Here is a 17424-nt window from a genome sequence, read left to right on the forward strand (position 1 = left end):
TCACACCCCCGACAGTTGCAGTGGCAGTTCGCGCAGGCGTTGCCCGGTCAAGGCGAACACGGCGTTGGCCACGGCCGGCGCGGTCGGTGGCACGCCGGGCTCACCGATGCCGCCGGGTTTTTCGCTGCTGGGGACGATGTGCACTTCCACCACCGGCATTTCGTTGAGCCGCAACACCTGGTAATCGTGATAGTTGGACTGCACGACGCCGCCGTCCTTGACGGTGAGCTTGCTGTGCAACGCCATGCCAAGACCGAAGGTGATGCACGATTCCATCTGCGCGGCGATGCTCTGCGGATTCACCGCAATGCCGCAGTCCACCGCGCAGACCACCCGATGCACACGGATCGCCAGGTTGTCCTGCGACACCTCGGCGACCTGCGCCACGTAGCTGCCGAACGACTCGTGTACCGCCACGCCCAGAGCATGCCCGTCCGGCAACGGTGCGCCCCAGTTGGCCTTCTCCACCGCCAGATTGAGCACGCCGAGGTGGCGCGGGTGCGCCTTGAGCAGCGTTCGCCGGTACTCCACCGGATCCTTGCCCGCCGCCGTCGCCAGTTCATCGATCAGCGATTCCATGACAAAACCCGTGTGGGTATGGCCGACCGAACGCAGCCACAACACATTGATGCCGGTCTGCGGCGAATGCAGGTCGACCTGATGGTGAGGCAGATCCTTGATGTACGGACTGTCAGCCACGCCCTCGACCGACGTCGCATCGATGCCGCTCTTGACCATCGCTGCCTCGAGCAACGTCCCGGCCATGATCGACTGACCGACCAGCACATGCTGCCAGCTCATCGGCAAGCCATCAGCGCCCAGCCCGACCTGCGCCTTGTGCAGATACATCGAGCGGTAGTAGCCGCCGCGAATGTCATCTTCGCGCGCCCACACGGTTTTCACCGGCAGGCCCGCCGCTTTCGCCACTTGCACGGCTTCGGCGACGAAATCCGAGGTCGGATTGGCGCGGCGACCAAAACCACCGCCGAGGAATTCGGTGTGAATTTCGACCTGCTCGGGCTTGAGCCCGGTGATCTTGCTGGCGACCATTTGGTCCAGCGTCTGAAATTGCGTGCCGGTCCAGATTTCACATTTGCCGGCGCTGATTTTCACCGTGCAGTTGAGCGGTTCCATCGGCGCGTGGGCCAGATACGGCACGCTGTACTCGACCTCGATTTTCTTCGCGGCTTTGCCGAAATTGGCCTTGGCGTCTCCAGCCTGAGTGGCAGAGGTGCCCGGCGTCGCCGCCAGTTTGCGGAAACTCTCCAGCAGTTTTTCACTGCTCATGTCGGCCAGCGGCCCGAGATCCCAATCGACCTTCAGAGCATCACGCCCGAGTTTCGCCGCCCAGAAATGCTCGGCCACCACCGCTACTCCGCTGGGCACCTGCACCACCTTGTGCACGCCGGGAATGGCCAGCGCTGCGGCGCCTTCGAAGGATTTCACCGTGGCTCCGAACACCGGGGCGCGGGCGACCATCGCGGTCATCAGGCCCTCGAACTGCACGTCCATGCCGAACTTGGCGCGGCCGGTAATTTTCTCCGGGGTGTCGAGGCGCTTGGTCGGTTTGCCGATGACTTTCCAGTCCTTGGCCTCCTTGAAGGTGATGGTTTTCGGATCCGGCACCGGCAGTTGCCCGGCGGCATCGGCCAGTTCGCCGTAGGTCGCGCGTTGGTCCCCGGCGATGACCACGCCGGACTCCGTGCGAATCGTCGACGGCGCGACATCGAAACGTTTCGCCGCCGCTTCCACGAGCATCTGCCGCGCCGTCGCCCCGGCCAGTCGGTAGCGGTCGAATTCCATCCAGGTCGACGTCGAGCCGCCGGTGATCTGCATGCCGCCAAATGCCGGCAAGCCGTAATCCGCCGCTGAGGCTGGCGAGTGCTCGACGCGGATTTTCGACCAGTCGGCGTCCAGTTCTTCGGCGATCAGCATGGTCAGGCCGGTCCAGATGCCCTGCCCCATCTCCGAATGGCCGAGCAGCACGGTGACGCTGTTGTCCGCCGCAATGCGCAGAAACGCATTGGGCGCGAACGTCTTGTTCTGATCCTCCGCCGCGTGAGCGAAGCGATTGGCCCCCGGCACCACGAACGCCACCATCAAGCCGCCGCCCAACACAGCGCTGCCTTTGAGAAAACCGCGACGTGATAGCGGATTGTTCATCGTCCATCTCCCAGAGAATGATTCAGCCGATGTCGGCGGCGCGTTTGACCGCCGCGCGTATGCGCGGATAGGTGCCGCAGCGGCAGATATTGCCGGAGAGCGCCTGATCGATATCGCTGTCGGTGGGCTTGGGAATTTTCGCCAGCAACGCGGCAGCGGACATGATCTGCCCGGACTGGCAGTAACCGCACTGCACCACGTCCAGCTCGGCCCAGGCCTGCTGTACCGGGTGCGAACCATCGGTGGACAAGCCTTCGATGGTGAGGATTTTCTGGCCGTGAGCAACGGCGGTCGCCGGGGTAATACAGGAGCGCAATGGCGCGCCGTCTACGTGCACGGTGCAGGCGCCGCACTGGGCCATGCCGCAACCGAACTTGGTCCCGGTCAGGTGCGCGACATCGCGCAGAACCCAGAGCAGCGGCATGTCGGCGGGGACATCGAGCTCGTGGTCCTTGCCATTGATATTCAGGGTCAACATCGGGTGATTTCCTCAGACTCACGGTGTTGCAAAGGGGCATCGCTGTGGTCGTGAAAACCTACGGATGCCCGCGCTTATCCCTTTCAGCAAAGCCTAATTTGCGCCTGAAGCCAGCCGTTGTGACCAGCGGTCATGCAGACCCCGGCATTGCTCCTACAGTTGATAACGGTTCGAATGAGTCGTCGTACCTCTGCACAAGCGGTCCGCGATGCATCGCGGTTGACCATCCTTTGAGTCAGGAGCAGCACCTATGGGCTTTGTCACCACTCGAGACGGCGTCGACATTTTCTACAAGGACTGGGGCCCGCGCGACGCGCCGGTGATCCACTTCCACCACGGCTGGCCGCTCAGTTCGGATGACTGGGACGCGCAGATGCTGTTTTTCCTGGCACAGGGCTTTCGGGTGGTTGCTCATGATCGACGCGGGCACGGGCGCTCAAGCCAGGTCTGGGACGGCCACGACATGGATCACTACGCCGACGATGTGCTGGCCGTGGTCAATCATCTGGGTACGAGCAACGTGGTGCACGTCGGCCATTCCACCGGCGGCGGCGAAGTGATCCATTACATCGCCCGGCATGGCCAGGACAAGGTCAGCAAAGCGGTATTGATCAGCGCCGTGCCGCCATTGATGGTGCAGACCGAAAGCAACCCCGGCGGCTTGCCGAAATCGGTGTTCGATGGCTTTCAAGCGCAGTTGGCGGCGAATCGCGCGCAGTTCTATCGCGATGTGCCGAGCGGACCTTTCTACGGCTACAACCGCCCGGGCGCCGAGCCGGCGGAAGGGATCATCGCCAACTGGTGGCGCCAGGGCATGATCGGCGGCGCCAAGGCGCATTACGACGGCATCGTCGCGTTCTCGCAGACTGACTTCACCGAAGACTTGAAAAAAGTCACCGTGCCGGTGCTGGTCATGCACGGCGAGGATGACCAGATCGTGCCCTACGCCAACTCCGGACCGTTGTCAGCGAAACTGCTGCCCAACGGCACACTGAAGTCGTATCCGGGCTTCCCGCATGGCATGCCGACCACGCAAGCGGAAACCATCAATGCGGATTTGTTGGCGTTTATTCGCGGCTGACAGAGCTGAGGATGTACCCATAGCAGCGGACACCACAAAACAAATTGTGGGAGCGAGCCTGCTCGCGAAAGCGTTCGTTCAGCCACTTGCATGTTGACTGACCCAACGCCTTCGCGAGCAGGCTCGCTCCCACAGTTGGAATTGGGTATATATCCGCCAGAGACTGGTCGGCTGGAAGGCCGCCATCGCTGGCAGGCCAGCTCCCACAGGGATCAGGGTAGATCCGCTGTTCTTTCGTATCCTTGAGATAGCAATCGCGAGCAGGCTCACTCCCACAGAAAAGCAAAGCAGCGCAGCTGCCCGCGGCAAAGCCGCCCCACTCAACAATGAGCGCAAGCTCGAGTGCTTTTGATCTTGCTTTTGATCCACGGGCGACGTCGGAAGGCTGAGCGGAGGGATCGATCCGGGCGTGGGAGCGCAGCGACCGTCTGGCGCAGCCAGACACAGCGGAAGGAGGTGCAGCGAAGCAAACCGTAGCCGCTGCGCCCGGATCGATCCCGCAGCGAAGGAACCCGAGCCTGCGAGGGCCGAACGCAGGAGCAAGCGTTTTGGGTTACCTTTTTGGCGTCTGAAAAAGGTGACTCGCCGTAAGGGCGAAACCCTAAGCAGCCGTTACCGCAGCAACGGATATGTACTCGGTCAACCGAACAAATCATCGCTCGACAACAAGCCTTCGCGAGCAGCCTCGCCCCCACAGAAATCGCAGGCGTGCTGAAGGCTGAATCAATCCCCTACCCCTCTGCCCGCCCTTTGCCTTCACGATCACCACGGTAATGCCTGGCCAGCGGAAAATCCGGCAACCACGATTCACGCCGCACAATCCAGCTCTCATAAGTCGGCTTCAACTGATCCGGCGCATCCAGCGCGCCGAGGTTCACCTCGACCTCATCACCACTGCGGTTGAACACCGACGAGCCACAGCGCGGGCAAAAGTGCCGCCCTTGATACTCATGGGTTCCACCGCTGATGGTCACCGCGTCCTCAGGAAAAATCGCCGAGGCATGAAACAGCGCACCGTGGATCTTGCGACAGTCCAGGCAATGGCACAGCCCGACCCGGTAAGGCTCGCCAGAGGCTTGAAAACGCACATCGCCGCACAGGCATCCGCCGGTAAATGCAGTCGTGGTTCAGCTCCATCGCGTTCGTGGTGTCACGCCCCCAGAGCCTATAACAGTCGGCGCTGCAATGCAGACGATGTTTCAGATGAAAGAACTCAATGTTGCCGCACTGCAACGGGCATTCGACGGCCAGAGCTAATACACTCGGACGCTGACCTGCCGGGACGATAACAATGAAACACGCCGCTGCGAAAAACCCAGAGAAAGCTCCGCGTTTCTGGCGCGACGACGCCCTGCCTTTCATCGAGGCGCGGGCCATCGCGGATGGGCGCGAGGTCTGTTATGCGCGGCACTCCCACGCGCACTTTTCCATCGGCGCGATCACCGCAGGACGCAGCACTTATGTGCATGAGCAAGCGCAGTATGAGGTGGCGGCCGGCACCGTGGTGCTGATGAATCCCGGCGATGTGCATGCCTGCAATCCGATCGATGATCAGCCTTGGTCGTACGTGATGTTGTATGTCGAAACGCCGTGGCTGACGGATTTGCAGCATCAATTGGGGTTTGCCGGGGAGCTGGAATTTCGCCGATTTTCCGACACGCATCTGACTGATGCCGAACTGTTTGGCAAGTTGATGGGGTTGTATGAGGTTTTGCTCGACGACCAAATGGAGGCGCTGGCGAAACACAGCGCGGCGGTTGAGTTTTTCAGTGATTTGCAGGGGCGCCTGAATCCGGCGGATGAGCCCGTTGCCGAGCCGAATTTCAAGCTGGAGCGCGCCGCTGATTTCATCCGTGGACATTGCACCGAAGTGCTGAGCCTCGAGGCAATTTGCGCGGCGGCGCAACTATCGCCGTCATACCTGATTCGCGCGTTCAAACAGCGCTACGGGATGACGCCGCATGCCTTCCTGGTCAACCAGCGCATCCAGTTCGCCCGCGAGCGCTTGCGCAGTGGGCGGTTGATTGCCGATGTGGCGCTAGAGGCCGGATTTGCCGATCAGGCGCATTTTCAGCGGGCGTTCAAACAGCATCTGGCGGCAACGCCGGGGCAGTATCGCGGCTGATCCCGATCTGCAGCAAACACAGATCCCCCTGTAGGAGCTGACGAGTGCAACGAGGCTGCGATCTTTTGATCCTGATCTTTAAAAGCAAGATCAAAAGATCGCAGCCTCGTTGCCCTCGTCAGCTCCTACAGAGGGAATGCGGTCAGGAAATCAAGTGAACAACAGATAAAGCGCACTCACCGCCAGTAACAACGCCATCAACCGGTTGAACCAGCGCATCCCGGCGGTATTGCTCAGATACCCGCGCAAGAACGTCCCGGCATACGCCCAGCAGCCTACCGACAAATAACAGATCACCAGATACACCGCTGCAAACTGCCAGACCAGCCGCGCCTCGCCATCAGCGACAAACGCGCCCATGCCGGCTACGCATGCCAACCAAGCCTTGGGGTTGAGCCATTGCATCACCGCGCCATAGAGCATCGAAGGCGCGCGGCCGGACTCGCTGGTGTGCAACTGGCCGTCATCGCTGGCCAGTTTCCAGGCCATGAACAACAGAAACGCCACCCCGGCCCATTGCACCACGCGGGTCATGAACGGCCAAAGTTGCAGCACCTCATGCAGGCCCAGGCCCATCAGCACCAGCAACAGCACAAACCCCAACGTCGCCCCGGCGACGTGTCGCTGACTGGCACGAAAGCCATACTGCGCGCCGGAACTCAAGGCGACGATATTGACCGGCCCGGGGGTGATGGATGCGGCCAGGGCAAACGCCGCCATGGAAAGAATCAGACTCATTGCACACCTGCTTCAAACGAAGAACGAGGTGGCTACGGTAGCTAGGGGCTTATTTCAGGTATTGAAGAAAATGACCCTGAGGATGCGAATCACCTGTGGGAGCGAGCCTGCTCGCGAAAGCGGTGGGTCAGTGAGTGCAGTTGTGGATGACACACCGCATTCGCGAGCAGGCTCGCTCCCACAGGGATCGGCGCTGCACCCGACGTTCTGATCGTTCCCACGCGCAGCAAAGGAATGCCTCAAGGGACGCTCTGCGTCCCAGCAGTGAAGGGACGCGGAGCGTCCCGGGCTGCATTCCCACGCAGAGCGTGGGAACGATCAATCCCCACAAGAACAGTCAGGCCAGGCGCGGCACGGTGAAGCGGAACTCGCTGCCCTGCCCCGGCTCGCTCTCGGCGACGATCTGCCCGCCGTGGGCTTCGACGATGCCCTGGGTGATGTACAAACCCAGACCCGTACCGGTCGGGTTGCCTTCCTTCACCGTCCAGTAACGATCGAACACATGCGGCAGATGCTCCTTGGGAATGCCTTCACCACTGTCGCGCACGATAAAGACAATCTCATCGCCCACCGACTTGGCGTGGACGCCGACGGTGCCCATGCGCGGAGTGAACTTGATGGCGTTGCCGACCAGGTTCGACAGCACCTGGAACAGCCGCTCGGGGTCAGCGTGGATGCGCAAATCAGGATCGGCCTGGAAGGAAATGCTGATGTCCTTGACCTGAGCCAGCGGCGACAGTAATGCCTGCGCCTCCTCAAAGATAAGCCCGACCTCCAGCGCTTGCGGGGTGATGGAGTAGCGCCCGGCGTCGATTTTCGAGGTATCGAGCAAGTCTTCCAGCAGCGTGTTCATCCGCGCCGTGGCCTGTTGCATGGTGTCGATCGCCGTGGAGATGCGCCGCGAGGTGTGCGCGCCTTCCGAGCTGAAGGCTTTCTGCATCATGCCGCAGAGCATGGAGATCACCGTCATCGGGTTGCGCAGGTCGTGGGAAACCACCGCCACCAGATCGTCGCGCGCCTGCACGGCCGCCTGCTCGCGACGCACCTGGCGGGCCAGATCGTTTTCCAGTGCCGAGCGGCGCAGATCGTTGGCGGCGAACCGATCACCGTGGCTCCACTTGGTGGAGATCCCGGCCATCTCGATTTTCCAGATCTCGAACGAGGTACGCGGACGCAGGCGCATCCCGGCGTCGGAGTTTTCCAGATCCAGCGGCTTGCGCGGGTCGCCGCTCCAGTTGATGTTTTCCTTCACTTCCGGACGGAACCACAGCACGCCGTTGTCCACCGGTTTGGGCAGGCTCATGGCGAGCACACCACTGGCCACCGACTGAAACTGCGCCGCCGGCGGGTAAACGCTGGACAGGTGATGGCTGGCAAACACCGGCTCGCCGCGCGCCTGCAACCATTTGTGCAGCGCGCGAATTTCTTCCGGCGCCGGGCAGTTGCCGTAACGGTGCAACTGTTTGTCTTCGATGATCGCGATACCGCCGGCATTGACCAGCGCCATCAGCGTTGCAGGCTGCTGGGCGAGGCCGTCGAAGACGTTCTGCGGCGAATCGATCATCGCCTGATTGAGCCGCGCCAACGCCTCGACCTTCTCTTCACGCTGACGGGTCAGCTCAAGGGTTTCCATGGCACTGATCTGCAACGACAGGACTTGGCCGATGGTCTGGCAGGCCATGCGCAATTCATGCGGCACGTGCAGCGGCTGGCGGTTGCCGCAGCTGATCAGGCCCCAGAGCTTGTCGCCCTTGAGCAGGGAGATGCTCATCGATGACAGCACGCCCATGTTCTTCATGTACTGGCAGTGAATCGGCGAGACGCTGCGCAGCGTGGCGAAACTGAGGTCCAGCGGCGTCTGCGTGTCCGGGCGCAGCTTCGGCACCAGCGGCACTGGCTGATAATCGGCGTTGGGGATGATCCGCAGCCAATTGGTGCGATACAGCTCGCGCGCCTGCTCGGGAATGTCCGAAGCCGGGAAGAACAGGCCGTTGAACACTTCCATCGATGGATCGGACGCTTCGGCGATGACCTGACCGTGGCCCTCCTCCTCGAAGCGATAGATCAGCACCCGGTCGTAACCGGTCATCGCCTGGATTTCCTTGACGCTGATGTCGTACAGGGCCTGCAGCGTGGTCGCCGCTTGCAGGCGCTGGAGCATGCGGCCCAAATGGGTGTTGACCCCAGCGACGTTGCGCGGCTGGAAATTCTTCACATGAATTTCCAGTTCGAGAATCAGCACACCCTGATGGCGGTGCAGCAAACCTTCGAACTCAGTGCCATTGAGCTCGAAGCGCAGCGGCGCCGCCTCGGAGAACGTCGCCTGTTGCAAGGCTTGCAGCACTTGCGCGGTGTGTTCGGCGCCGATCAGGCTGTGCAGCGGCTGGCCGATCAAGGATTCGGGCGCGCGGGCCAGCAGGGTTTCGACGTTGGCGCTGACCTGAATGATCTGCAGCGCAGGCTCGGTCAGGGTCAGCAGCAGACCATGGGGCTGGATCGCGCCAGGAAAGCGGATCGGCTCGTCGGCACAGTTGGCCAGCAGTTCTTCAAAGGCTTGTGGGTCTTGCGGGTTCATGCCAGTACCTCCTGGCGCTCGAGCCATTGCTCGAAACAGCTGAATGTGGTTTGTGCTGCGCTGACCACGGCCGCGCGTTCGCTGGCCGCCATGGGCCGGTTGCTCAGGTATTCGATGAACTCACGCCAGCGCCGCCCGGTGGCCGCGCCGTAGACATCGAGAAACGCGGCGCCGTTGTCGGCGTCCAGATTCAGCCGCGCGGCGATCTCCCGGCGCAGGATCTGCCCGCCGAGGGTCGCGCCTTCGAGCACGTACAGAACGCCAAGGCTGGCAGCGCTGGAGTCGATGACTGGCAGGTCCTCGCACAGCGGCAAATCATTGGCCGTCGCGCCCAGCGCGCGCAGGTCGGCGTGCAAGGTCTCGGCTTTCAGACGAGGCGTCAGATTGAAATCGTCCGGGACCGCGCCACTGGCGAGTAACGCCCGTTCCAGCGGCTGATAAAAACCGTAATAGGCCGCCATCAGGCGCTCGAAAGCGGCGGTATCGAGGGTGTCGGAGAAAAAGGGAAGGCGTTTTTCCAGTGCGATGTGCAGTTCGGCTGTGCCGGCCCGCAGATCCTGCAGCACCGGTGGCACATAAACCTCACGGGCCTTTGCTTGCATGTAGATCGCTCTTGGTGGGACCCGGCAGGGGCCATTCTGGGTGGGCTCGACGTGCGGGGAATTTATCACGCCACGCAGCTTTTTCTGACTGCCGGAGCGTTTTTTCTGTCGAACCGCGACCCTATGACACGTTCAGAGTGGCGCCGGATCAAAAAAGTTCGACCCGCGCCACATCTGCCAGTCTCAGGGCTTGAGATCGGGATCGCTGTCCAGATTCTTCTGCTGCACGGCGTCGATATTGCCCGGCGGGTTTTGCGCCGGGGCCTGATCGATGCCCGGAGGCGGCGTGAGTTGCAGCACTTCGCTGGTGTAGCGCCACTCCTCCATGACCTTGTCCGGGTGTTCGTTCAGGCGCGTGCCATAGCTGGGCACGATCTGCCGCAGCTTGTCCTGCCACGGCGCCGAGGCCAGTTTGTCCTTGAACACCTTGCCCATCAGATCGAGCATGATCGGCGCGGCAGTCGAGGCCCCAGGGGATGCGCCGAGCAGCCCGGCGATGCTGCCATCCTTCGAGGCGACAACTTCGGTGCCGAGTTTGAGCACCCCGCCCTGCTGCTCATCCTTCTTGATGATCTGCACGCGCTGGCCGGCCTGCCACAGCCGCCACTCTTCCTTCTTCGCGTGGGGGAAGTAGGTGCGCAGTGCCTCGAAACGGTCATCATCGGACTGCATCAACTGGCCGGCGAGGTATTGCACAAGATCGAACTCGCGCACGCCGACCCGAACCATCGGCCAGAGATTGTGCAGGGTCGTACTGGCCGGCAGATCAAAATACGAACCCTCTTTCAAGAACTTGGTGGAGAACGTCGCGAACGGGCCAAACAGAATCACCCGTTTGCCATCCAGCACTCGCGTGTCGAGGTGCGGCACCGACATCGGCGGCGCGCCGGTGGAGGCGATGCCGTAAGCCTTGGCCATGTGCCGCTGCGCGACTTCGGGGTTGTCGGTCACCAGAAACGAGCCGCCCACCGGGAACCCGGCGTAGTCTTTCGCTTCCTCGATGCCGGACTTCTGCAACAGCGGCAACGCCGCCCCGCCAGCGCCGATAAAGAGGAATTTGGCGTCGGTGGCGGCCGTGGTGCCGTCCTTGAGGTTCTTGTATTCGACGTGCCACGAGCCATCGTCGTTGCGGCTGATGTCGCGCACTTCCGTGGACAGTTTGAGGTTGAAATTATCGCGGCTTTGCAGATGGCTGACGAACTGACGGGTGATCTCGCCGAAATTGACGTCGGTGCCGATCGGCGTCCAGGTGGCGGCGATCTTCTGTGTCGGGTCGCGCCCTTCCATCATCAACGGTACCCATTGTTTGATCTGCTCCGGGTCTTCGGAATACTGCATCGGGCGGAACAGCGGGCTGGCCTGCAACGCCTCGTAGCGTTTCTTCAGGAAACGAATGTTGTCGTCGCCCCAGACAAAACTCATGTGCGGCGTGGAGTTGATGAACGAGCGCGGATTCTTCAGCACGCCGGTTTTCACCTGCCAGGCGAGGAACTGCCGGGTGATCTGGAACGCCTCGTTGATCTCGACAGCCTTGGTGATGTCGATCTTGCCGTCCTTTTCCGGCGTGTAGTTCAGTTCAGCAAGCGCCGAGTGGCCGGTGCCGGCGTTGTTCCAGCCGTTGGAGCTTTCCTCGGCGACCTTGTCCAGACGCTCGACCATTTCCATCGACCAACCCGGCTCCAGCTCACTGAGCCAGACCGCCAGCGTCGAACTCATGATGCCGCCGCCGACCAGCATGACGTCGACTCGATTGGTTTGTTCGGCATACGCCTGGCCAATGCCGACCGAGAGGGTCAAGGCGACCAGTGCGCAGGTGCGCATCGGGTTGTTCATGGGGCCTCCTTGGGCTCTGTCGGCGATAGCGCCAGTTTAGTCGGCGCCGTCGTTCTGCACGGCTGGATCACCATTGGCGGGCACGCTGCTGTCGGGAACCGGTTTCGAAGGGTTGTTCTTTTCCGCGCCGGGATAACCGGGCAGACCGCGAGTATCCTCGGGCGTCATGACATCTTCGTTGTCGCGGCTGACGTCCCAGTCGGTGGTGGCGTTGGGGTCTTCATCACGCCCGGCCGTGCCAATGACGAAACCGTCGTCGTTGGGATTGATGGTTTCGTTGAGCGCCTTGTCGTTGCTGGATGGGTTGTTCATGTCTGCCTCCAGAACACGTTGATCGGACTGTTTGGAAAACCGCAGGCCCTCCAAGTGCAATGGAAAAGACCAACGGTGCATTCGCGGCGCTGGTCGCCTGGCGTGAACCACCGCTGCCACGCGCGGTTCCCATGAGAAACAGTTGCGTGAGCAGCGCCATGACCAGCCCGCGATTTGGCATCGAGGAAGAATATTTCATCACTGACCTGCAAACCCTGCGCATGGTCGGCAGCCCGCCGCCGCAGGCCATCGAGGCATGCCGGGCGGCCATGGGCGCGTGGTTTGCCACGGAGATGTTCCAGGGCCAGATCGAAGTGGCTTCGCCGGTGTTCGGAGATTTCGTGCATGCCGGCGATTTCTTGCGTGGCAGCCGTCAGGCCCTGCGCGCAGCCCTTGAGCCGTTTGGCCTGGGCGTGCTCAGCGCCGGCAGTCATCCGCTGGCCGACTGGCGCGAACAGATTCCGACCGACGAGGACCATTTCCGGTATCTGTTCGAACGCTACGGCCATGTCGCCCGCCGCAGCGTGCTGTCGGGCTTGCATGTGCACGTCGAGGTGGCAGAGCCGCTGGATCGCGTTGAGGTGATGAACGAAGTGCTGCCGTGGACGCCTCTGCTATTGGCGCTGAGCTGCTCCTCGCCGATCTGGGATGGCGCCGCCAGCGGCTTCATGAGCTACCGGCAGACCGCGTGTGACGAGTGGCCACGCATGGGCATTGCGCCGCTGTTTGCCGATCAGCGCCATTACGACGAACACTTGGCGTTTCTCACGCGCATCGGCGCCATCACTCAGCCAGGCGAATGCTGGTGGGGCGTGCGCCCGGCCGCGCGTTTCCCGACTCTCGAACTGCGCATGACCGACGCCTGCCCTCGGGTCGACGATGCGCTGACCCTGGCGGCGTTTTTCCGGGTATTGGTGGCTCATGCCAGTGCACAGCGGCGGCCCGGATTGCTGTACGACCAGACCGCGCGTTCGATGCTGGAAGAAAACCGCTGGCGCGCCAAGCGCCTGGGGCTTAATGCGCGCTTTCTGGTCGAAGGTATCGACGGCGACTGTTCGATCGGGCAATGGCTGGAGCTGGCCGAGCAGCGTTTCGCCGATACGGCGCAGGCATTGGGCGCGGCGCAGTTGTTCGAGCGTGCGCGGGCGATCATCGCCAGCGGCACCAGCGCCGACCGGCAACTGGCGCTGTTGAATCTGGCGTCTGAACAACCGCAAAACGGCCGCTCGGCTCTGGCGCAAGTGACCGAGTTGCTGCTTCAGGAAACCGCTGGCTGATCGCTCTCGGACGGGCCTTTGAGTTCGACCTGATTGCCATCCGGGTCGAAACAGTAAAGCGACAAGCCGTAACCCTCGGCGCCAAAACGCCTGGCGGCTTGTTCAACGGTCAGCCCGAACGATTGCAGGTGAGCGATGAGCGCGGCTTCGTCGAACGGTTCGATGCGCAGGCAGAAGTGGTCGACATTGCGTCGCTGCGCCTGCGCCGCGCCACCGCCCTTGCGCCCGAGTTCGCCGTGCAAGTCGACCAGATCGATCATCGACGTGCCAGCGCGCAAATGCACCAGCCCCAGCGGCTGGTTATGCCTGACCACTTCGGCGCCGAACACCCTGGCGTAGAAATCGATGCTGCGTTGCAGGTCGGCGACGCGCAGGACGATATGATCGATGTGCTGAATGGAAAATGGATGCATGGGCTGGCTTCCTCGAAAGCGGCGACCCGCCCATTGTGCTGCACAAGGGAAAAAATTCACTGTCGATTTTTCGGTGGAGCCATCGACAAAGCGGATTTACTCTCACGCCATGAACATACCAGCCGCTGTCCTGCCGCCCCACGCCGAAATGGTTCGCGCCATGCTCGAGCGCGACACTGCCTATGAAGGCGTGTTCTTCACCGCCGTGAAAACCACCGGGATTTTTTGCCGCCCCAGTTGCACGGCGCGCAAGCCGAAACCGGAAAACGTCGAATTCTTCGCCCACGCCGACGAGTGCCTGTGCGCCGGTTACCGCGCCTGCCTGCGCTGCAAACCGCTGGACGCAGCAGCCATCGCCCCGGACTGGGTGCAGCGCCTGCTGAATGCGGTGGACGCCGATCCCGAACGGCGCTGGAGCGATGCGCAGTTGCTCGCCGAAGGCATCGAACCGCTGAAATTGCGGCGCTGGTTCAAGCAGCACTTCGGCATGACCTTCCACGCCTGGCTGCGCACACGACGCCTCGGCATGGCCCTGGGCGGAATCAGGCAAGGCACTTCGATCGATCACGCCGCTTTCGACTCCGGCTATGAATCGCTCAGTGGTTTTCGCGACGCGTTTCAGAAGTCCTTCCATATCACCCCGGGCCGCGCGGCCAATAGTGAACCGTTGCTGTTCACTCGCCTGACCACGCCGCTGGGGCCGATGATCGCCATGGCCGAGCGCCGTGGGCTGGTGCTGCTGGAATTTCTCGACCGCCCGGCGCTGACCCGGGAAGTCGAAGCCCTGCAAAACCGTTACGGCTACGCGATTGCACCGGGGCATAACGCCCACTTGCAGCAGATCGAGGTGCAACTGGCGGATTATTTCGCCGGCAAACTCACTCGGTTCAACGTGCCGCTGCACCTGCCCGGCAGCGCGTTCGCCCGTGAGGTGTGGGCGGCGCTGTTGCAAATTCCCTATGGCCACACCAGCACGTACGGCGCCATCGCGGCAGGCCTGGGCAAACCCGGCGCCAGCCGTGCCGTCGGCCTGGCGAACGGGCACAATCGGCTGTCGATCGTGGTGCCATGCCACCGAGTGATCGGCGCCGACGGATCGCTGACCGGCTATGGCGGCGGACAACCGCGCAAGGCGTTCTTGCTCAGGCTGGAAAACGCCGCACTGCAAATGACTCAACAATTGGCTTTTTGAGCCATGCAATCCAACACGCAAGTAAGGATTTCGATGGGTATGTCCGAATCACCGCAACATGGCTGACATGTATGAGATGGCCAGCGCTTTTCTGGCCGCGATAGACACTGACTGGCAGCGCCATGTCAGCGCCGTCGGCCCGTGCCTGCATCAGCCACATCCGGCGCGCGATCCCTATGAATCGCTGGTCCGGGCGATTGCCTATCAGCAACTGCACGCCAAGGCCGGCGATGCGATCCTTGGGCGTTTGGTGGAGTTGTTTCCGGGGCAGGCGTTTCCGCGTCCGCAGCAGATTCTGGCTACCGAGGTCGAGCAACTGCGCGCTTGCGGATTTTCCGCCAGCAAGATCGCGACGATCCAAGGGATTGCCCAGGCGACGCTGGACGGCGTGGTGCCGGATTACCCGACTGCACGGGCGATGGGCGATGAAACCCTGATCGAACGCCTGACCAGCCTGCGCGGTGTCGGCCGCTGGACCGTGGAGATGCTGCTGATCTACAGCCTCGAACGCATGGACATTCTGCCGGCCGATGACTTCGGCGTGCGTGAGGGATATCGGCGCTTGAAGAGACTGGAGGTGCAGCCGACGCGCAAACAGATGATCGAGATTGGCCAGGCGTGGAGGCCTTATCGGACGGTGGCGGCCTGGTATCTGTGGCGCGTGGCCAAGGTTTAGACCGCGTTATCGTTCTTCGCGAGCAGGCTTGCTCCCACATTAATTGGAGGCGGCAGGTAGAACCCGGGAGTTGAAACTAAACGCGGTCGGCTCCCTTTCCCCCTCTCCCTGGGGAGAGGGCTGGGGTGAGGGGGAAATCGAACTGCCGCTGCAAATTTTCCGCCCTGAGAATCTCGAACAACGCCTGCGCCGCCGCCGACAGTTCATTGCCCGGCTCGGTCAATACACCAATCGCGCGTTCGACAGAGTCATTCAAGGTTAGGCAATGCGCGCCCAGTTCGCGCATCTGCCCCGCGCACAATGCCGGCACCGCGCTGACCCCAAGCCCGCTGGCAACCATTCGCCCGACCGTCGCCAATTGATGACTTTCGAACTCCACCGGCAACTTCATTCCGCGCGCCTGCAAATGCTCTTCCAGCATCACCCGCACGGTCGATGGCCGCTGCAGGGTGATGAACGGTTCCTGCAGCAAGGTCTGCCAATCGATATCGGCGCGACCGGCCAGCGCTGAATCGGCCGGCACCACGGCGACAAAGCGATCGACATACAGCGGTGTGAATGTCATCGACGTGCTCTGCATCGGCGCGAACGCCACACCGAGTTCAACCTGACGATCGCGGACCATTTCCAGCACTTGTTCGTTGATCACGTCATTGACCGTGACGTTGACGTTCGGATAGCGCGCGCGAAAGCTCTTGAGAATCGGCGGCAGCAGATTGCCGGCAAACGACGGCATCGCCGCCAGCGTCACGCGTCCGCGCTGGAGGCTGAAACGCTGGCGCATCTCGTCTTCGGCGTTGTCCCAATCGGCGATCAAGCGGCGCGCCAGCGGCAGCAGGGACTCGCCTTCCGGGGTCAGCGCGACATTACGCGTGTTGCGGCTGAACAGGCGCCCGCCCAAGCCCTCTTCCAGCGCTTTGATGGTCAGGCTCAGCGCCGATTGCGACAAATGCAGACGCTCGCAGGCCACGGCGAAGCTCAGGCTATGGGCCACGGCGAGAAAGGCACGGATCTGTTTGATGGTCATGGTCGCTTTGCTCCAGTTGCGAGCGGCAAGCTTCAAGCTGCAAGCCGTGATGCGATGGCCCTGATCGTTCCCACGCTCCTGCGTGGGAACGATCATCGCCGACGCGTATTAGTGAGATTTATCAATCAATCAACCGCAAAAATCAACTTAACAAATATATCCCGCAGAGAGACACTCCAGTCATTCGGCTAGCCAGCCGCCCGCAAATAATAAAAGAGGTGCCTATGGCAGGTTTCGACAAGCGTGTGTATTCCTACGAGGAAGCGATGGCCGGGCTGGAAGACGGCATGACCGTCATCGCCGGCGGCTTTGGCCTGTGCGGCATCCCAGAAAACCTGATCGCCGAGATCAAGCGCAAGGGCACCCGTGACCTCACCGTGGTTTCCAACAACTGCGGCGTTGATGGTTTCGGCCTTGGCGTGCTGCTCACCGACCGCCAGATCAGCAAAGTCATCGCTTCCTACGTCGGCGAGAACAAGTTGTTTGAAGAGCAACTGCTCAAGGGCGAGATCGAAGTCATCCTTACCCCGCAAGGCACCCTCGCCGAAAAAATGCGCGCGGGCGGCGCCGGCATTCCGGCGTTCTTCACCGCCACTGGCGTTGGCACCCCGGTTGCTGAAGGCAAGGAAGTGCGTGAGTTCAAGGGCCGCAAATACCTGATGGAAGAGTCCATCACCGGCGATTTCGCCATCGTCAAAGGCTGGAAGGCCGACCATTTCGGTAACGTCGTTTACCGTCACACCGCGCAGAATTTCAACCCGCTGGCCGCGACCGCGGGCAAGATCACCGTGGTCGAAGTCGAGGAAATCGTCGAGCCCGGCGAACTCGACCCGACGCAGATCCACACCCCGGGTATCTACGTCGACCGGGTCATTTGCGGCACGTTCGAAAAACGCATCGAACAGCGCACCATCCGCAAATAATTCAGGCCT

The 17424-nt window shown here is 61.9% G+C and carries 15 protein-coding genes and 1 pseudogene; 6 read left to right on the forward strand and 10 right to left on the reverse strand.

Features of this window, described 5'->3' with window-relative positions:
* Window positions 1–2163: a xanthine dehydrogenase family protein molybdopterin-binding subunit gene (locus ND528_RS01415; RefSeq protein ID WP_263469414.1), complete on the reverse strand. Its 2163-nt coding sequence runs from the start codon at window positions 2161–2163 to the stop codon at window positions 1–3.
* 22 nt (window positions 2164–2185) lie between these two features.
* Window positions 2186–2641, reverse strand: coding sequence for a (2Fe-2S)-binding protein (locus tag ND528_RS01420; protein WP_137216125.1), 456 nt, complete (start codon window positions 2639–2641; stop codon window positions 2186–2188).
* Window positions 2642–2891: 250 nt separating this feature from the next.
* Between ND528_RS01420 and ND528_RS01425 the strand changes: the two genes are divergently transcribed.
* Window positions 2892–3722, forward strand: a complete 831-nt coding sequence (locus ND528_RS01425) for an alpha/beta fold hydrolase (RefSeq protein WP_130909519.1) — start codon at window positions 2892–2894, stop codon at window positions 3720–3722.
* A gap of 731 nt (window positions 3723–4453) precedes the next feature.
* On the opposite strand, the pseudogene ND528_RS01430 reads toward ND528_RS01425, so the two are convergent.
* Window positions 4454–4837 (reverse strand): annotated as a pseudogene (locus ND528_RS01430) (GFA family protein); the annotation flags it as partial.
* 176 nt (window positions 4838–5013) lie between these two features.
* On the opposite strand from ND528_RS01430, the gene ND528_RS01435 reads away from it, so the two are divergent.
* Complete coding sequence (locus tag ND528_RS01435; RefSeq protein ID WP_263469417.1) at window positions 5014–5847, forward strand: AraC family transcriptional regulator; 834 nt, start codon at window positions 5014–5016, stop codon at window positions 5845–5847.
* Between the two features lie 150 nt (window positions 5848–5997).
* On the opposite strand, the gene ND528_RS01440 is transcribed toward ND528_RS01435, so the two are convergent.
* From ND528_RS01440 to ND528_RS01460, 5 genes are all read right to left on the reverse strand, one after another.
* Window positions 5998–6585, reverse strand: coding sequence for a LysE family translocator (locus ND528_RS01440; protein WP_130909516.1), 588 nt, complete (start codon window positions 6583–6585; stop codon window positions 5998–6000).
* 337 nt (window positions 6586–6922) lie between these two features.
* A complete protein-coding gene (locus ND528_RS01445) occupies window positions 6923–9160 on the reverse strand; it encodes an ATP-binding protein (protein ID WP_212615960.1) in 2238 nt (745 codons plus the stop codon).
* The gene (locus ND528_RS01450) at window positions 9157–9762 is read right to left on the reverse strand and encodes a biliverdin-producing heme oxygenase (protein WP_039763256.1); all 606 of its coding nucleotides are present in this window, start codon (window positions 9760–9762) and stop codon (window positions 9157–9159) included. The genes ND528_RS01445 and ND528_RS01450 overlap by 4 nt, the downstream gene beginning before the upstream one ends.
* Before the next feature lie 183 nt (window positions 9763–9945).
* Window positions 9946–11595: a malate dehydrogenase (quinone) gene (gene mqo, locus ND528_RS01455; protein WP_263469419.1), complete on the reverse strand. Its 1650-nt coding sequence runs from the start codon at window positions 11593–11595 to the stop codon at window positions 9946–9948.
* Window positions 11596–11631: 36 nt separating this feature from the next.
* Complete coding sequence (locus ND528_RS01460; protein ID WP_130911145.1) at window positions 11632–11907, reverse strand: hypothetical protein; 276 nt, start codon at window positions 11905–11907, stop codon at window positions 11632–11634.
* Window positions 11908–12065: 158 nt separating this feature from the next.
* Between ND528_RS01460 and ND528_RS01465 the strand changes: the two genes are divergently transcribed.
* Complete coding sequence (locus ND528_RS01465; RefSeq protein WP_137216140.1) at window positions 12066–13184, forward strand: carboxylate-amine ligase; 1119 nt, start codon at window positions 12066–12068, stop codon at window positions 13182–13184.
* On the opposite strand, the gene ND528_RS01470 is transcribed toward ND528_RS01465, so the two are convergent.
* On the reverse strand, window positions 13166–13597 hold the full coding sequence (locus ND528_RS01470) for a VOC family protein (RefSeq protein WP_016774139.1): 432 nt from the start codon (window positions 13595–13597) through the stop codon (window positions 13166–13168). The genes ND528_RS01465 and ND528_RS01470 overlap by 19 nt on opposite strands.
* Window positions 13598–13706: 109 nt before the next feature.
* Between ND528_RS01470 and ND528_RS01475 the strand changes: the two genes are divergently transcribed.
* Complete coding sequence (locus ND528_RS01475; RefSeq protein WP_137216120.1) at window positions 13707–14789, forward strand: bifunctional transcriptional activator/DNA repair enzyme AdaA; 1083 nt, start codon at window positions 13707–13709, stop codon at window positions 14787–14789.
* Between the two features lie 58 nt (window positions 14790–14847).
* Window positions 14848–15465: a DNA-3-methyladenine glycosylase family protein gene (locus ND528_RS01480; RefSeq protein WP_263469420.1), complete on the forward strand. Its 618-nt coding sequence runs from the start codon at window positions 14848–14850 to the stop codon at window positions 15463–15465.
* Between the two features lie 76 nt (window positions 15466–15541).
* On the opposite strand, the gene ND528_RS01485 is transcribed toward ND528_RS01480, so the two are convergent.
* Window positions 15542–16492 (reverse strand): LysR family transcriptional regulator, encoded by a 951-nt coding sequence (locus ND528_RS01485; protein WP_263469421.1) that lies wholly within the window; start codon window positions 16490–16492, stop codon window positions 15542–15544.
* Window positions 16493–16716: 224 nt separating this feature from the next.
* Between ND528_RS01485 and ND528_RS01490 the strand changes: the two genes are divergently transcribed.
* Complete coding sequence (locus ND528_RS01490) at window positions 16717–17415, forward strand: CoA transferase subunit A (protein WP_016774135.1); 699 nt, start codon at window positions 16717–16719, stop codon at window positions 17413–17415.
* The last annotated feature ends 9 nt before the right edge of the window (window positions 17416–17424 follow it).

The organism is Pseudomonas mercuritolerans, from assembly GCF_025706525.1.
GTDB lineage: Bacteria > Pseudomonadota > Gammaproteobacteria > Pseudomonadales > Pseudomonadaceae > Aquipseudomonas > Aquipseudomonas mercuritolerans.

Bases quoted from the DNA above. Each gene is read 5' to 3' on its own strand.
- ND528_RS01415 (WP_263469414.1), bottom strand. From the start codon at position 2,163: ATGAACAATCCGCTATCACGTCGCGGTTTTCTCAAAGGCAGCGCTGTG.
- ND528_RS01420 (WP_137216125.1), bottom strand. From the start codon at position 2,641: ATGTTGACCCTGAATATCAATGGCAAGGACCACGAGCTCGATGTCCCC.
- ND528_RS01425 (WP_130909519.1), top strand. From the start codon at position 2,892: ATGGGCTTTGTCACCACTCGAGACGGCGTCGACATTTTCTACAAGGAC.
- ND528_RS01435 (WP_263469417.1), top strand. From the start codon at position 5,014: ATGAAACACGCCGCTGCGAAAAACCCAGAGAAAGCTCCGCGTTTCTGG.
- ND528_RS01440 (WP_130909516.1), bottom strand. From the start codon at position 6,585: ATGAGTCTGATTCTTTCCATGGCGGCGTTTGCCCTGGCCGCATCCATC.
- ND528_RS01445 (WP_212615960.1), bottom strand. From the start codon at position 9,160: ATGAACCCGCAAGACCCACAAGCCTTTGAAGAACTGCTGGCCAACTGT.
- ND528_RS01450 (WP_039763256.1), bottom strand. From the start codon at position 9,762: ATGCAAGCAAAGGCCCGTGAGGTTTATGTGCCACCGGTGCTGCAGGAT.
- mqo (WP_263469419.1), bottom strand. From the start codon at position 11,595: ATGAACAACCCGATGCGCACCTGCGCACTGGTCGCCTTGACCCTCTCG.
- ND528_RS01460 (WP_130911145.1), bottom strand. From the start codon at position 11,907: ATGAACAACCCATCCAGCAACGACAAGGCGCTCAACGAAACCATCAAT.
- ND528_RS01465 (WP_137216140.1), top strand. From the start codon at position 12,066: ATGACCAGCCCGCGATTTGGCATCGAGGAAGAATATTTCATCACTGAC.
- ND528_RS01470 (WP_016774139.1), bottom strand. From the start codon at position 13,597: ATGCATCCATTTTCCATTCAGCACATCGATCATATCGTCCTGCGCGTC.
- ND528_RS01475 (WP_137216120.1), top strand. From the start codon at position 13,707: ATGAACATACCAGCCGCTGTCCTGCCGCCCCACGCCGAAATGGTTCGC.
- ND528_RS01480 (WP_263469420.1), top strand. From the start codon at position 14,848: ATGGCTGACATGTATGAGATGGCCAGCGCTTTTCTGGCCGCGATAGAC.
- ND528_RS01485 (WP_263469421.1), bottom strand. From the start codon at position 16,492: ATGACCATCAAACAGATCCGTGCCTTTCTCGCCGTGGCCCATAGCCTG.
- ND528_RS01490 (WP_016774135.1), top strand. From the start codon at position 16,717: ATGGCAGGTTTCGACAAGCGTGTGTATTCCTACGAGGAAGCGATGGCC.